Origin of the sequence: Ruminococcus sp. 1001136sp1 (assembly GCF_039841815.1) — a bacterium.
Taxonomy (GTDB): Bacteria; Bacillota; Clostridia; order Lachnospirales; family Lachnospiraceae; genus Blautia_A; species Blautia_A faecis.
Genome location: NZ_JBDPGY010000003.1, coordinates 115,503 through 132,011 on the forward strand (window position 1 = coordinate 115,503; position 16,509 = coordinate 132,011).

Here is a 16,509-nt window from a genome sequence, read left to right on the forward strand (position 1 = left end):
ACTTGTGGTGGATAGACAGACCATAGATGCCAAGATACTTTCCAGAATGTTTCTGGCAGGAGCCAAGAACCTGGAAGCGAAGAAAGAATGGATCAACGAGCTGAATGTATTCCCGGTTCCGGATGGAGATACCGGTACGAATATGACAATGACTATTATGTCAGCTGCATCAGAGGTAAGCAGTCTTACAGATCCTGATATGGAGACACTCGCCAAGGCTATTTCGTCCGGTTCCCTGCGTGGAGCCAGAGGTAACTCAGGCGTTATTCTTTCCCAGCTTCTCAGAGGCTTTACCAAGGGAACCAAGGGACATAAAGAAATGGATGCAGTTGTGATCGCAGCTGCTATGGAGAAGGCTGTAGAGACTGCATACAAAGCGGTTATGAAGCCGAAGGAAGGTACCATTCTTACAGTAGCACGTGAGGCTGCAGTAAAGGCTGCTGAGATTGCAGAGGAATCTGCGAATCTGGAGCTTTTCTTCCGTGCCATTTTCGAGCATGCTGAGAAGACACTTGCCCGCACACCGGAAATGCTTCCTGTCCTGAAAGAAGCAGGTGTAGTAGACTCAGGCGGACAGGGACTTCTGGAAGTTTTCCGTGGTGCATTTGATGGTTATCTTGGAAAAGAAATCGACTATTCTGCATTTGAGAAAGTATCTTCCGGTCCGGCAGTGACCAGGATTTCCCAGCAGGCAGAAGCAGATATCAAATTTGGATATTGCACGGAGTTCATCATTCTTTTGAACAAGCCTCTTCCGGACGAGGAGCTTCACAGCTTCAAGGAGTTCCTTACATCAATTGGTGATTCCATTGTACTGGTAGCAGATGATGAAATCGTGAAGGTACATGTACACACCAATCATCCTGGCCAGGCATTCGAGAAAGCGCTTACCTACGGTGCACTTTCCCGCATGAAGATTGATAACATGCGTGAGGAACACCAGGAGAAGCTGATCAAGGATGCCGAGAAGCTTGCACGGGAGCAGGAAGAACAGGAGAAGAAGGAAGCTGCTGCGAAAGCCGCCAAAGAGCATAAGAAATACGGATTTATCAGTGTTTCCGTCGGAGAAGGACTCTCCACCCTGTTTAAAGAGCTGAATGTAGATTATATCATCGAGGGCGGTCAGACCATGAACCCAAGTACAGAGGACATGCTAAATGCCATCGCTGAAGTAAATGCAGATACTATTTATATTTTCCCGAATAATAAGAATATTGTACTTGCTGCAAACCAGGCGAGAGACCTTACCGAGGACAAAGAGATCGTGGTAGTTCCTACCAAGACGATTCCGCAGGGAATCACAGCTCTGATTAGCTTCCAGCCGGAAATGAACGGAGAAGAGAATCTGGAAGCCATGATGGAGGCTGTATCCATGGTGAAGACCGGACAGGTAACATACGCAGTCCGCGACACCAGACTGGATGAGAAAGAAATCCACGAGGGCGATATTATGGGAATCGGTGATCACGGAATTCTTGCAGTAGGCAAGGGACGTGAGAATGTTGCCAAAGAGATGGTGGCAGCTATGGTAGACGAGGATTCTGAGGTGATCAGCATTTACTACGGTGCTGAGACCACAGAAGAGGATGCCGAGAGCCTTGCCGCAGAGCTGGAGGAAGCATATCCGGACTGCGAAGTAGAGGTAAATATGGGCGGACAGCCGATTTATTATTACATTATTTCTGTTGAGTAATGAATGTTACTGTTCACTGATAACGTTCCGCGAGGTGTTTTTTGTGAACAAAGTTCACAGAAAACCCGAGAATTAAGTTTGCGCAGCAAACGCTACTTCTTGTGCTTGTCACAAGAAGGTTCGTCTTTCTGTGCATCGCGAAGCGCGTTACTGGTCACGGAGTGAACAGTAACTAATGAATAGCTGCAGGGCGGCGAGTGATAAAGAGATGGAAGACAGGGTGGAAGATTTCCGCCCTGTCTTCTTTAATAATAAACATAGGCTCATTGGTAATATTAAGTTTTTTTGCGCACCGTGAAGCTGTTATTGAGTTGGAAGTGGTTAGCAGCAGGAGATATTGCTCTGGGTAAAGTGAAATAAGTATGGAAAATTGACAGTCTTTGTTGTAAAATAATGAGAACGCTTTTCGGGTAAATGAAGAAAGACCCGGAAACAGAGATGAATGATCAGAAAGAGAGGAAAAACAGTGGCAAAGCTTCTTCGGGAACTAAAAGGAGTAGGAGAAAAGACGGAAAAACTATTTCAGAAGATCGGTATCACCACAACAGATGATCTGCTCCATTATTATCCAAGAAATTACGACTCATATGAGGCACCGGAGGAAATTGGTTCTTTGAAGGAGAACTCCGTGGTGTCTGTTCGTGGAACTGTCACTGCCGGAGTCTATGTAAACAGGATCCGTAATCTTCAGGTGATCTCCATCACTGTGGCAGATACCACCGGAAAACTTCCTGTGGTATGGTTTAATGCCCCCTACTTAAAAAACACTCTGAAAAAAGGTAGCTGCTTTATTTTCCGTGGCAAAATCTCCAGAAAAAAAGGTCATCTGGAGATGGAGCATCCGGAGATTTTCACACCCGCAGCTTATGAAGAAATCCTTCACAGCATGCAGCCCATATACGGACTTACTGCAGGGCTTACAAACAAACTGATAATCAAGCTGATGCATCAGATCCTGGATGAACAGAGCCTGCAGACAGAATTTCTCCCAGATGAGATTAAGGAATTTTATCACCTGGCAGATGATAATTATGCCATTTCCACTGTCCATTTTCCAGGCAATATGCAGGAACTTCTGGTGGCGCGAAAACGCCTTGTGTTTGACGAATTTCTTTTGTTTATTCTGGCAGTACAGATCCTAAAGGGGAAAACAGAAGAAGCTCCCAATGCTTTTCCCATGAAGCCGGTATGGACCACAGAACAGGTTATGGAAGGTCTTCCTTATCATCTGACAAAGGCACAGCTAAACGCCTGGCATGAGATCGAAAGAGATCTTTGCGGACATACCCTTATGTCCAGGCTGGTTCAGGGTGACGTTGGAAGCGGAAAAACGATTCTGGCTTTTCTGGCAATGATCCTTACTGTGGAAAATGGCTATCAGGCAGCATTGATGGTGCCCACAGAGGTACTTGCAAATCAGCATTTTGAAGCATTTACAAAGCTGATAGAGGAACAGGAGATTTCATCCTGCCATCCGGTTCTTCTTACTGGCTCAACCACCCAGAAAGAGAAAAGAAGAATCTATGGAGAAATCGCATCCGGGGAGGCAAATGTGATCATTGGAACTCACGCCCTGATCCAGGAAAAAGTGGTGTACGAGAATCTTGGCCTTGTGATCACCGATGAGCAGCATCGCTTTGGCGTGAAGCAAAGAGAGGCACTGACTACCAGGGGAAATGCGCCGCATGTGCTGGTTATGAGTGCCACTCCCATCCCCAGAACTCTTGCGATCATTGTATACGGGGATCTGGATATTTCCATTATAGATGAGCTTCCTGCCATGCGTCTCCCGATTAAGAACTGTGTAGTTGGCACGTCTTATCGCCCGAAAGCCTACTCCTTTATAGAAAGGCAGGTGCGGGAAGGGCGCCAGGCGTATGTGATTTGCCCTATGGTAGAAGAAAGCGAGGGGGCAGACGGGGAAAACGTGACGGACTATACAGCACGGCTGAGAGAGATTTTCCCATCAGACATCACCATTGGAATGCTCCATGGAAAAATGAAGCCCAAGGAAAAGAATGGGATCATGGAACAGTTTGCAAGGGGAGAAATCCAGGTGCTGGTGTCTACTACAGTAGTGGAAGTAGGGGTAAATGTGCCAAACGCTACGGTAATGATGGTAGAAAATGCGGAGCGGTTCGGACTTGCGCAGCTTCATCAGCTGAGAGGGCGTGTTGGACGTGGGGCATATCAGTCTTACTGTATTTTTATGCAGGGAAATGAAGAGGAAGAGACCTCCAGGAGACTGGAGATTTTGAATAAATCGAATGATGGATTTTTTATAGCAGGGGAGGATCTGAAGCTTCGGGGACCGGGAGATCTGTTTGGAATCCGTCAGAGCGGACAGCTGGAGTTCCGGATCGGAGATATTTATCAGGATTCAGATGTACTGAAAGCTGCCAGTGACGCCGCAGGAGGAATTCTGGAGCTTGACAGGGAGCTGGATCTGCCCCAGCACGAAAAACTGAAGGAAAGATTGAATGCTTATATGAAATATGACCTTGAGAACCTTGGTCTGTAAGGTTATACAGGGAAATAGATGACGAAAAAAACAAGAAAATCCATCCATTTTTTGGCAATAACTGTGCAAGAAAACAAAAATTATCAGGATTTTAAGATTTGTACCCGAAGATTTCCTGAAATTAACAGGTTTTGTTTGTATACTTTTACCTATGAATTCAGAGAAATGGTTTGTCAAGGGGGATTTTATCAGAACTTGCAAAAAAAATTGATTCGTAGTATTCTATCATAGAAGCGAAAACGAAGATTATATTCACCGTCAAGGAGGCTATTATAATGGCTACGAAGAGAACTACAAAAAAGGCAGAAACAATGGCAGCCAAGAAGGCTGCTAAGACTGTGGCTGAGGTTAAAGCTACAGCTGCAGCAGAGGTAAAGGCTGAGCCAAGTAAGGCAGAGGCTGTTAAGACAGCTGTTGTTGAGACTGTGAAAGCAGCTACAGAGACTGTTAAGGCTGCTACTGAAAGCGTTAAAGAGACTGCGAAAGAGGCTGTTAAGGAGACTGCAAAGGCTCCGGCTAAGACAGCTGGGAAGGCAGAGGCTAAGAAGCCTGCTGTTAGAAGAACTGCTAAGAAGGCTGCTGTTGCAGCTGAGGAGATTTTTATTCAGTATGCAGGCAAGGAATTCACTACTAAGGATGTAGTAGCAAATGTGAAAAAGGCCTGGACAGAGATGACCGGAAAGAAAGAAGAAGATATCCAGGATATTAAAGTTTACGTTAAGACTGAAGAGAATAAGGCATATTATGTAGTAAACGGTGAAGCAGAGGGACATTACGTAGAGCTGTAATTTCCCCTATATGAATGGCTTCAGGGAGTGTGTGAGTGCGTTCCCTGAAGCCTTTTTGATTTCGAGGGACGTGAGAGGAAGTGGGTGCCGTCTGGGGGCGGTGCCGAAATGGGGTGTCTGGCTCCGCCGCCTAGTGATCTATAAAATTGCAAACTCGCCCTTGCAGGGCTCAGACAATGCAATTTTATAGATCGCTATGCTCGCCAGACGCCCCATTTCGGCAATGCCCCCAGACGGCACCCACTTCCTCTCACTGGTTACTGGGAAGGGACGGCGGCTGCAGGCAGCGCCTGGGGGAGGATAATTGTATAGGTGGGAAGGTGTAGGATGGATCGGGAAATGAAAAGGTTGTGTGCAGGATAGTGCTTAGTGTGGGGAAATAAATTGCTGGACAAAAGGGGGTAAATAGGATAAAATATTTAGATATAGACAGGAGTAGCCCCTTGATTTGACAAGGGGTCTTTTTATGAAAGGAATAAAGTATGTTTAATGAAATTGATTTCAGTAAGATAGATACGAGTATTACACCGCCTCAGGATGATACAGAGCGTCAGTATTATTATATGGCGAAGCTGGCTGAGATGGTGGCTTTGAGGGAGCGGGAGCTGGGACGGCGGATTACTTATTGTCTGCAGACGTTTGGGTGTCAGATGAATGAGAAGCAATCTGAGGTTGTCGCAGGGATTATGGATGAGATTGGTTTTAAGAGACAGGAAACAGAGGATGCGGATGTTGTGATTTATAATACCTGTACGGTTCGTGAGAATGCCAATCTTAAGGTGTATGGCCGCCTTGGTAAACTGCATAGTCTGAAGAAGTCTAATCCGGATATGAAGATTGCTTTGTTTGGGTGTATGATGCAGGAGAAGCAGGTTGTGGATAAGATCCAGAAGAATTATCCATTTGTCAATCTGGTGTTTGGAACCCATAATATTTTTAAGTTTGCAGAGCTGTTTTATGAGATGGAGAATCGTGACAGCCAGCTGATCGATATCTGGGAGGGTACGGATAAGATCGTGGAGGAGTTGCCTACAGAGCGTAATTATTCTTTTAAGTCCGGTGTGAATATTATGTTTGGATGTAATAATTTCTGCAGTTATTGCATTGTGCCTTATGTAAGAGGGCGTGAAAGAAGCCGTGAGCCGGAGGCGATTGTGAAAGAGATAGAGGCTCTGGTGGCGGATGGCGTTACAGAGGTTATGCTTCTGGGACAGAATGTAAACTCTTATGGAAAGACTTTGAAGGATCCGGTGACTTTTGCACAGCTTCTTGAGAAGGTGGAGCAGATCGAGGGGCTGAAGAGAATCCGGTTTATGACTTCTCATCCGAAGGATCTATCTGATGAGCTGATCGAATATATGAGTAAGAGCAGGAAGGTGTGCCATCATCTGCATCTGCCTATGCAGTCTGGCAGCAGCCGTATCCTGAAGATCATGAACCGGCATTATGATAAGGAGAAGTATCTGGGACTGGTGGAGAAAATCCGTACAGCGGTGCCGGATATTTCCCTGACTACAGATATTATTGTAGGTTTCCCGGGTGAAACTGAGGAGGATTTTCAGGAAACTCTGGATGTAGTGGAGAAATCTGATTTTGATACTGCATTTACCTTTATCTATTCCAAGAGAAGCGGCACTCCTGCGGCGAAGATGGAGGATCAGGTTCCAGAGGATGTGGTGAAGGATCGTTTTGACCGCCTTCTGAAGCTGGTTCAGGAGAAAGGAAGAGAAGTCTCTTCCAGATTCCAGGGCGAGGTTCAGGAAGTTCTTGTTGAAACGGAGAGCAAGGAAAAGGGTATTTTCACAGGAAGAACCCAGTATAATCTGCTGGTTCATTTTCCAGGAACCCCGGATCTTCTTGGCAAGTATGTGAATGTGCGTCTGGATACCTGTAAAGGCTTCTATTACATGGGAACAAGAGTGGAGGATTAAAGCACCTGCCGAATCGTTACAAAAGATTTATATATCAGATTTTTTGATGCTGTAATCCTGACTGTGAATGAAAAGCAATATTTGGCAAAAAGGCTACTGTCACTCCGTGACCAGTAACACGCTTTGCGATGCGCAGAAATCATGCATTCGCATGATTTCGTGCTGAGATTCCCGGGTTTCCTGTGAACTTTGTTCACAAAAAACACCTTGCAGAACGTTACCATTGAACCGTAAAGTAAAAAGCGCAAATAATATAAATAATTACAAAAAAGGTTGCATTTTTGTGATAAATAGTGCAATATTATTATATTGAACACTCGTGGGAAAGGCGGCACCTGTAATGGTTAAAGGGCTGTGCAGGAAATTTAATGCATTGTTGAGGAAAGAAGCAATTCATGAGAATGAGCCTCAGCGTATATTGTTCCTTCTCAGAATTATATTGTTGATTCTGGGACTTTATTTTCTGATCATTCCGTTAGTATTCTGCATTGTGGGACCGAAGACAGAGGTCTGGACAGGATATATTTTCGCAGCAATGGCGGTTGCTGCTTTTTATGCAACATACCGGCTGAAGGTACACACCAGTGTGCTTGTCTGCAGCGGTCTGCAGCTGGCATGGATAATTGTGTTTGTTATTCTCTATGGATGGGACTGCGGTATTCAGCATCTGATGTTTGAGATGCTGGTACTGGTATATTTTGCTGTCTACAATTCTCTTGTGTATAAGATCAGCTATACAGTAGTTCTGTTTGCAGTACGATTCAGTCTGTTTTTGTACTGCAGGGTAAATATTTCTGTTTTTGCCCTGACAGAAACGGCTACAGTTGTATTACAGATCATAAATACCATTGTGACGTTTGTGCTTATGGCTGTAGCGTGCAGTATGTTCAGCTCCAATGTGGAATCTGCGGAGAAGAAGCTGGTGTTGTATAATGAGCAGCTAAAGAAACAGGCAGGGACCGATCCGCTGACAGGTTTGTGGAACCGCCGTCAAATGATGCAGTATATTACGGAGAAGCACAGGAAAGAGCCTGCTATGGCGTTTACCATTGGTATGGGCGATATTGATTTCTTTAAGAGGATCAATGACCACTGGGGACATGACTGCGGAGATGCGGTACTGGTATGGATCACACAGCATATGAGCCGGGAATTGGGTGAGCATGCCAAATTGTGCCGCTGGGGAGGCGAAGAATTCATCTTCTTTTTCCCGGACATGAACGGAGACGAAGTATGCCTTATGCTCAACACTCTTCGCATGAAGCTGGACAATGATCAGTTTGACTGGAGGGGAGAATGGATTCCGGTTACTATGACGTTTGGCGTGGAGGAGAATGATTTCAAGTCCAATATAGACACCTTGCTGAAAAATGTGGATGCGAAACTTTATATGGGCAAAGAACAGGGAAGAGACCGGGTGATCTATTAAACTCACCGGGTCTTTTGTCGAATTAACAACAGTAATAAGCAGGAGAATAAAACTTGTATGTATACAGTTGAAGAAATAAAAAATAAAGTAAAAACAGGAACCTGGACAAAAGAGGATGTGGCACGCTGTGTGGAGGAGCTGAAGCAGATATCGGATTTTACTGTTTATACAGAAGAAATCTATTATATAAGTTATGGGATTTTTGCCTATAATTTTCGGGAATATGCTTATCCTCTGATCGAAATCTGCCGGGAGGCCGGAGTTCACATGGAGCGTTCCAAGGAGAAATCCAGACTTTATCTTGCCCTGGTAAGACTTTATTTCTGCCTTGGTTTTCCCCCGAAGATTGTGGAATATGGCCTGAAATATGCCAATTCCGGATTTACCTTAAGATCCCCTCTGAAATCCGTTTATAACACTATCGTAGCCGCTTTTTCAGACTGTGGGCTGTTTTTTGAGGCGGATTTTTATCTGGAGAAAATGATGGATATTTCCAGACTGGATCCCTGTGACAGCAGTGTGGATTTCTGGAATTCGGATACTTTAAATGAGCTGGTCTATTATGACAGCAAGGTTTACGTGAAGCTGGGCATGGGAGATGTTGCAGGCGCGGAGCAGGCGGCAGTGGATATGCAGGCGATTCTTACAGAACGGGAGATTCCTGAAGATGGCAGAGCTTTTTTCCTGCTTCAGAAGGAATTTACGGACTTGTACCTTCGTCTTTACCAGCAAAAAGACAAGGCGGCCATTGCGGAAGAATTCAACAGTTATATGAAGAAAATGGAAGCCGGGGAGGGTGCCAGGGATACCTTAAGCTTCTGCGTCTGCTATTTCGGAGAGTTCCTTCAGGTAATGGCGGAGGAAGAACGCTGGGACGATATTATACGTATTGGCAGCTACATTAAGAATGCCAGGAATTTCAGCGGAAGCTTCTGTCCGGTTTATAAGTTTATGCGCACTGCTGCATACAGAAGTGACCGGGAAGAGCTTCGGAGACAGATACCGGAATTCGAGAGAATGTATCTGGAGTCTCTGGAGCAGGAGAAGGAGAATTACAATCAGATGGTACGTCTCCTTACCCGTGAGGAGCTTCGGATTGAACGCCTGAAGGTGTCCATGGATAAGGATGCCCTTACCGGCTGTCTGAACCGTGCGGCTTTTGACCGCAACAGCAAGCGCTTTATGAAGAATCATAAGAAGGGCAGCCTTGTATTTATTGACCTGGATTATCTGAAGCTGATCAATGACTGCTATGGCCATGAAAACGGAGACCGTTATCTGGTGTGTTTTGCAGAGAATATGAAGTGTGCTATGGACAGGCAGGATCTTCTGTACCGGTATGCAGGAGATGAGTTCCTTATTTTGTCTGCACTGGAGCCGGAGCAGATCCAGGGACGGTTAAACGAAATTCTGGAAAAGAGCCCGATCCATTTTGATATTAACGGAGAAAGCCGCAACATCAGCTTTTCCTATGGCGTTGTGGCATTTGAGGAGAAAAAGGGAAAAATCGAAGATCTGGTAAAGGAAGCGGATCAAAGAATGTATCAGTGCAAGAGCCGGAATCATAAGCGTATTTCCAAAAGAGGTGCGGCGGAATGATCACGCGGGAAAATATTATTCATTTTTACACCAAATACAAAGAAAATCTGAAGAAGGAAGATCAGATTCAGGAGAATCTGCTGAAGGCAGAAGACCAGGAGGCGTGGATCGAAAATCTGAAGAACAAATCTAGAATGATGCGCAGGCTTTACATTGAGAATGAGGTACTTCTGAATTTGTATATCCGCCCCTTCCTTGATGGGGAGGCGAGCCTGAACGAGGAACTGGCAAGAGAATTTCTGCATCAGATCCGCATGGCCGATGATGAGGGCTATGAGGATAACCTTGCCATGCTGGAAATTCTGGAGCTTCTGGATGGATATTTTCAGAAAAGTGATGATCTGGATTCTTATATCTGGACCCTGAACCTTCTGGGAAATTTTTACAACCGTCCTTTCAGTGATGAAGATGGAAAGAAAGGAGCCATGTATTTTGACAGACTGCGGGCACTTTCTTCCAGATATTTTGAGATTGAGGATTTTGACGTAAGGAAGCGAATCCTTTTTTCTTATTATAATTTTCCGGTAGTGTTGATGAACTTTAATTTTGACACGTCCAGGGAGCTTTTGCAGTACATTGATGAGGCACTGGAATTTTATAATGATGAGAAAGTCCGGGAATTAGACGGAGAGCGGTTTGATTTTGATGAACTGATCGAAGAACTGAATTATGATCTTCTTGGAAATTCAGTCCTGAGATTTACAGTGAGGGAGATTGATCCGGAGCTTCTTTCCAGAGCATCCCGGGTTCTGGAAGAATATTATCAGCGTGAGCTTGAGAAGAATCCGGAGCCCTACGAAATGCTGGATGAAATATACTGTAATTATAAGTCCTGTCTGTTCTATCAGGGTAAGATAACCTGCACAGAGCTTCTGGAGGATTATCGGAAATTCTGTGAACACAGTATGGAGCATGACGATCTGGACAGCCAGGAGGGAGTGTCTTTTTCTGACAGCCGCTATTTTCAGGTTGCAATCAACCATCTGCCGACGATTCTGGAATTGTTGGAGAAATATGCGGATGAATATCATGGAGCACCAGATCTCCGTGATTTTTGTGTATCCAATTATGTGCATGCTATTCGCAGGCTGTCCAGAACAGAAAACGATACCTTTGTAAATGATGTAGTATGGCGTTCTCTCAGGGATGTGTTGAAATATATTACCGGAGATGAAATAAACACCCTGGTTCTTATGCAGATCATGGTAAGCCGGGATGAGGGCACTGCCATGCACAGTGCAATGGTGGAGCAGATTGCCAGGCGAATCCTGAATGTAGTGCTGAAAAAGCGGCCGGAGCTTCTGATTGGAACCTTTGGATATGAGAACGTGGTGGAAGTGCTGGAAAATCAGGAGACCATTCTGGACTATGTTTCCCAGTCCGCACAGCTTCTGGATATTGGAATGATCGGACTTGCCTCTATTGTGAACAAGCAGTCACGGCAGCTGACCCAAAGAGAAAAGAATGATATTCTCAGCCATCCCTGTGAAGGGGCTAAATTCGTTGAGGAGATTCCGGCTCTTCGCAAATATCGGGATGCTGTTCTGGGACATCACAAATCCTGGGATGGAAAAATAGGATATCCGGCAGATTTTGACAATACCAGGTCAAATGTGCGTTTCCTTATTGAAATACTGCATATCAGCGATTGTCTGGATGCAGCCACTGACTTTGTGGGACGAAGCTATAAGAATGCCAAGAAGCTGGAACAGGTAGCAGAGGAGTTTTCCTGGGGAAAGGGTTCTGTTTATTGTCCGGAGCTGGTGGAGCTTCTGGAAGAGGACAAAGAACTGCAGGCAGATCTCAGATATCTGCTGGGAGCGGGACGCATCCGTACCTGTTATTCTGTATATGGAAAGGCAGTAGACCAAACTGAAATAGAAGAAAGCAGGTTGTTTACAGATATTGAAAACTGGGAAGCCAGCAGCCGGAAGCAAAGTGATGAAGAGGGAGATACGATTCTCGATTTCCTTCACAAAAGCGGAAACGAGAGCCGTCAGCTTCTTGGAGCACTGGCAAGGAATTCTCTGATCATTTTGTATGTGGATATGATGTCTGGCGAATACAAGGTATACTACCGCGGAAACCAGAGACTTCTGGATAAAAAGATTCCGGACGGTTATTACGGAGACTTCCTGAAAGAATATCTGGCGCCAAACTGCGAACCGGGTGATTGGGAAAAAGTACGGCTGAAAATCAGACTGTCAGAGCTTTCCCATATATTTCTGGAGCAGGAGGGCAGCTATGAGTGTGAAGCCCGGATCAGGGTAAAAGATGCTTACCGCTGGGTGCGGTTCCAGTTTATCTGCTTGGACGAGGAAAATGTTATGCCTGGCATGATGACTGTGATCGCGACAGATGTTCAGGAAAGCCACAGCAGAAATGAACAGCTGATGAACAGTCTGAAGGAGGCATATCAGTCTGCAGAAGAGGCAAACAAGGCAAAAAGCATTTTCCTCAGCAGTATGTCCCATGACATCCGCACTCCTATGAATGGAATACTTGGTATGACCCAGATCGCCATGAATCATCTGAACGATCCTGCGCGTATTCTGGATTGTCTTCAGAAGATCGATGATTCTTCCAGACACCTTCTGGAGCTGATCAATGAGGTTCTGGATATGTCGAAAATTGAGAGTGGGGATACGACGCTTCATGAGGAACCACTGTACCTGAGCAAAACCATGAAAATTGTGGATGGAGTATGCCGTCAGGCAGCTGTTGACAAACACCAGATTTTTGATATGGATATAGAAGAAATCCGGGACGATCATGTGTTGGCAGATCCGGTAAGACTCAGGCAGGTTTTGATCAATTTGATTTCAAATGGAGTGAAGTATACGCCTGAGCATGGATGTGTGCAGGTAAAAGTAACCCAGGGCAATAGCTTTGCAGAGGGCAAAGCAAGCTATTTTTTTGTGGTGAAGGATAATGGAATCGGAATGTCGGAAGAATTTCAGAAGAAGCTGTTTGAGCCTTTTTCCCGCGAAGATAACAGCATGACAAATGCTACCCAGGGAACAGGACTGGGACTTTCTATTGCCAAGTCTATCATTGCGCAGATGGGTGGAAGTATTGAGGTAAAGAGCATTCAGGGGAAAGGTACGACTTTTCTTGTGCGGCTGGATCTGAAGCTTGTGGAAGAAGAGAAGGAGGCTGATCAGGCCTTACTGGCAGCAGAGGCTGGTGAAGAGAAGAAAAAAGATCCGGGCTTTTTGAAGGGACGCAGGATCATGCTGGTGGAGGACAATGAGCTGAACCGGGAGATTGCTTACGAGCTTTTGTCCGAATCCGGTCTGATCGTGGATGTGGCAGAGAATGGACAGGAGGCGATCAAGCTTCTTGGAATCAGGCCGGAGAATTATTATGAACTGATCTTCATGGATATTCAGATGCCGGTGATGAATGGGTATGAGGCTACGGCAAATATCCGTGCAGGAGAGAGCGATTACTGGAAAAATATTCCGGTGATCGCCATGACCGCAAATGTGTTCCAGGAGGATGAGAGCCGGGCTGCAGAGTGTGGAATGAGTGATTATGTAACTAAGCCTATTGACATGAATGTGATTTATTCTGTCCTTGAAAAATGGCTTCGGGGACAGAAAGGATGATGTGCGCCAGTACCTGCCAGAGCTTTTTATATACTCTGGCAGCAGACCGGAAGGGGCTTCCGGTGGTGCTGGCATATGAATGAGGGAGCGATAGAGTTGAGTAAGAATAAGTACGAAATTGATATGTGTAACGGAACCATTATGGACAAGCTGGTTTCTTTTGCCATTCCGCTGATGGTTTCCGGAATCCTGCAGTTGATGTTCAATGCTGTGGATATTATTGTGGTGGGACGGTTTTCCGGCAGCCAGGCCCTAGCAGCAGTTGGTTCTACTACCGCTTTGATCAATGTGTTTACCAATCTTTTTATTGGTGTTTCACTGGGAGCTAATGTTTTGGCTGCCAGATTCTATGCGGCAGGTAAGGCAAAAGAGATGTCGGAAACGGTACATACGTCTGTGACACTGGCCTTGGTCAGTGGTGTGGCGATGGCTGCTGTAGGACTTGTTTTTTCAAGATGGGCACTGGAGGTTATGGGAACCCCTGCGGATGTGATTGACCAGTCCACTTTGTATATGAGGATTTATTTCCTGGGAATGCCGTTTTTTATGCTTTATAACTATGGTGCAGCTATTCTGCGTGCGGTAGGGGATACCAGGCGTCCGCTGATGTTCCTGGTCGTGGCTGGTGTGACCAACGCGGTGCTGAATATGATTCTGGTGATCGTGTTTCATCTGGGTGTTGCAGGTGTTGCCATTGCGACCATTATTTCCCAGCTGATTTCCTGTATTCTGGTTCTTAGATGTCTGTATATGACGGACAGCAGTTATCAGCTTCGGTTTTCCAGATTGTGCATGAAGAAATTTTATCTGGTACAGATTTTCCAGGTGGGAATACCGGCGGGAGTGCAGAGTACGGTTATTAACATTTCCAATGCGCTTTTGCAGTCTTCTGTAAATTCCTTTGGTTCCACTGCCATGGCTGGTTATACGGCGGCGAATAATATTCTGGGATTTTTGTATGCGTCTGTAAATGCGGTCACTCAGGCCTGTATGAGCTTTACCAGCCAGAATTATGGCGTTGGGAAATATAAACGTATGGACAGAGTGCTGCTGGACTGCGGAATCCTGTCTTTTGTGATCGCCCTTGTGCTGGGATGCGGCTCTTACATGTGTGGCGGTGAGATCCTGAAGGTTTACACAGAGGATCCGGAGGTTATCCGATGCGGTGTGGAAATTCTTTCCATCACCACAGTGCCCTATTTCTTATGTGGAATCATGGATCTTTTTCCTGGCGCTCTCCGGGGAATGGGACATTCCGGTGTGCCTATGATCCTTTCTATTATCGGTACGGTTGGTACCAGAATTGTGTGGATCTTCTGGATATTCCCACAGCACAGAAGCCTGTACACCTTGTTTATTTCCTATCCGGCCTCCTGGTTCATTACCATTGTGCTGCAGGTGGTCTGCTTTGTGTTTGTGAGACAGACGGTGCATGGACAGCTGAAAGGTACCGGGAAAGCGGCGTGATGGAAAGAAAGAAGAGAAATGTTATAATATGTTTCTGAAACGGGTAAGAGCCAGGGAAAGCGAAACGCTTCCCTGGCTCGTTTTTAGCTTCCGTTCCCTCTGAGCTTCACGAAAGATAATAATGGAAAATGACATAATTGGGTAAGTGTGAATGATTTAATAATTCGGCTGGGCTAACTTCCTCCCATTAAAGTTAGTGCAGGCGATTATTTGTGTGGGCATTTGGCGTAAGTTGTTGTGCTTACGTAGTCCATGATGACAAGATGATTGCATTTTTGACAAATTTTTGCAGTATAGCGTTTTACTTCACAACCACCATTACTTTTGGGATAATGTCTATCCGCGTATCCCTCTTTAAAATCATGTGTGCATATAAGGGCACGTGTTTCTAAATCGGAAGAAGTAACTGGAACTGAAAAATGATCTTCTGTTTCAAAATATATATCTGAGTTTGAAAACTGAGAATCTAAAGTGTTCACTTCTTCAAAAGAAATAGAGGATTCAGTAATTGGAGAAAATACTGGTGCTTCCGTCGTCTGCATCGGCGCATACCCAAACACCGTAGTCCCACTCAAAAACACAGATGCCAATATTGCAGCAGCAGTACCAATTTTACTGGTTTTCCTATTCTTCCTCATAATAAATTCCACTCTCCTTTTCATTGTATGTTTGGCCCCCAATAAGTTGTTTTTCCAGACTACAGGAACCTGCCTGTTTCTTACGGAAAGATTCACGAGAGCGACTGCGTAGGCTTTTTTCTCCTCCGTGGCGAAACCTTCGGTGGCGGCTTGATCTGCAATGTTTTCGGAAAAGCTGGTGTAAAGCAGAAGCGTAAGCAATGTTAACGGATTATAAAAATGAAGGCAAATGGCTAACAGGCAGAGCAGCTTTACAGCTGAGTCATGGCAGCACAGGTGTGAATATTCGTGCCGCAAAATCATTTCTGACAATCGGGAATCCTCAAGGCTCTCCGGCGCGACAATGAAAGGCTTCAGGAAACCTATAGTATAAGGAGAACCAATAAGGGGAGAAATACGGTATTCTACATCCCCGATTCCAGGTAAGAAACAAGTTCTTTTCTCAGTAATCTTTTTCAGCTTTCGCGTGAGCAGGTGATACTTTATGATTTCGTAAATACTGAAGCCTGAGATTAAAAATAGCCAGCATAATCCAATCATAAGAATCCAGTCGGACATCCATAATGAGATTCCGTGATAAGAAATTGATCCTTTGTCATCAAAATTGATGTAATAAGAGATGTTTGCAAGAGCATCTGTTCTTCTCAAAACATCCATCGGCATCAGATATTTAACCACCTGAAACGGTATCAAATACCCCGCCAGACTCAGAAACACCAGGTTCCGGCCAAGCCGGTATGAAAATTTTTTCCTTTGGAGAAGCAATAGCAGGAGACAGATGATCAGTGGTACTGTTCCTGCTATGCTCATACAGATTAAAAGCATGCAAGTC

9 protein-coding genes are annotated in these 16,509 nt (G+C 45.2%); 8 read left to right on the plus strand and 1 reads right to left on the minus strand.

The window, feature by feature from the left end:
- The first annotated feature begins 7 nt into the window (after positions 1-7).
- The 8 genes from ABHC48_RS03965 to ABHC48_RS04000 all read left to right on the plus strand — a co-directional run bounded on the left by ABHC48_RS03965 (position 8) and on the right by ABHC48_RS04000 (position 15,039).
- Complete coding sequence (locus tag ABHC48_RS03965) at positions 8-1,693, plus strand: DAK2 domain-containing protein (RefSeq protein ID WP_118578114.1); 1,686 nt, start codon at positions 8-10, stop codon at positions 1,691-1,693.
- 442 nt (positions 1,694-2,135) lie between these two features.
- Complete coding sequence (recG, locus tag ABHC48_RS03970; RefSeq protein ID WP_195699206.1) at positions 2,136-4,214, plus strand: ATP-dependent DNA helicase RecG; 2,079 nt, start codon at positions 2,136-2,138, stop codon at positions 4,212-4,214.
- Positions 4,215-4,489: 275 nt separating this feature from the next.
- Entirely contained in the window at positions 4,490-5,002 is a 513-nt protein-coding gene (locus tag ABHC48_RS03975; protein WP_118578057.1) for a DUF6465 family protein, read from the plus strand.
- 482 nt (positions 5,003-5,484) lie between these two features.
- Positions 5,485-6,933 (plus strand): tRNA (N6-isopentenyl adenosine(37)-C2)-methylthiotransferase MiaB, encoded by a 1,449-nt coding sequence (miaB, locus tag ABHC48_RS03980; protein WP_195699205.1) that lies wholly within the window; start codon positions 5,485-5,487, stop codon positions 6,931-6,933.
- Positions 6,934-7,273: 340 nt separating this feature from the next.
- Entirely contained in the window at positions 7,274-8,362 is a 1,089-nt protein-coding gene (locus ABHC48_RS03985; protein WP_195699204.1) for a GGDEF domain-containing protein, read from the plus strand.
- Positions 8,363-8,419: 57 nt separating this feature from the next.
- Positions 8,420-9,961, plus strand: a complete 1,542-nt coding sequence (locus tag ABHC48_RS03990) for a GGDEF domain-containing protein (RefSeq protein WP_195699203.1) — start codon at positions 8,420-8,422, stop codon at positions 9,959-9,961.
- Entirely contained in the window at positions 9,958-13,572 is a 3,615-nt protein-coding gene (locus ABHC48_RS03995; protein ID WP_195699202.1) for an ATP-binding protein, read from the plus strand. The genes ABHC48_RS03990 and ABHC48_RS03995 overlap by 4 nt, the downstream gene beginning before the upstream one ends.
- Positions 13,573-13,668: 96 nt before the next feature.
- Entirely contained in the window at positions 13,669-15,039 is a 1,371-nt protein-coding gene (locus ABHC48_RS04000) for an MATE family efflux transporter (RefSeq protein WP_330661434.1), read from the plus strand.
- A 206-nt stretch (positions 15,040-15,245) separates the two neighbouring features.
- Here ABHC48_RS04000 and ABHC48_RS04005 read toward each other — a convergent pair whose 3' ends face one another.
- Positions 15,246-16,502, minus strand: a complete 1,257-nt coding sequence (locus ABHC48_RS04005; protein ID WP_195699201.1) for a M56 family metallopeptidase — start codon at positions 16,500-16,502, stop codon at positions 15,246-15,248.
- Between the last annotated feature and the right edge of the window lie 7 nt (positions 16,503-16,509).

Bases quoted from the DNA above. Each gene is read 5' to 3' on its own strand.
- ABHC48_RS03975 (WP_118578057.1), top strand. From the start codon at position 4,490: ATGGCTACGAAGAGAACTACAAAAAAGGCAGAAACAATGGCAGCCAAG.
- ABHC48_RS04005 (WP_195699201.1), bottom strand. From the start codon at position 16,502: ATGCTTTTAATCTGTATGAGCATAGCAGGAACAGTACCACTGATCATC.
- ABHC48_RS03995 (WP_195699202.1), top strand. From the start codon at position 9,958: ATGATCACGCGGGAAAATATTATTCATTTTTACACCAAATACAAAGAA.
- ABHC48_RS03990 (WP_195699203.1), top strand. From the start codon at position 8,420: ATGTATACAGTTGAAGAAATAAAAAATAAAGTAAAAACAGGAACCTGG.
- recG (WP_195699206.1), top strand. From the start codon at position 2,136: ATGATCAGAAAGAGAGGAAAAACAGTGGCAAAGCTTCTTCGGGAACTA.
- miaB (WP_195699205.1), top strand. From the start codon at position 5,485: ATGTTTAATGAAATTGATTTCAGTAAGATAGATACGAGTATTACACCG.
- ABHC48_RS03985 (WP_195699204.1), top strand. From the start codon at position 7,274: ATGGTTAAAGGGCTGTGCAGGAAATTTAATGCATTGTTGAGGAAAGAA.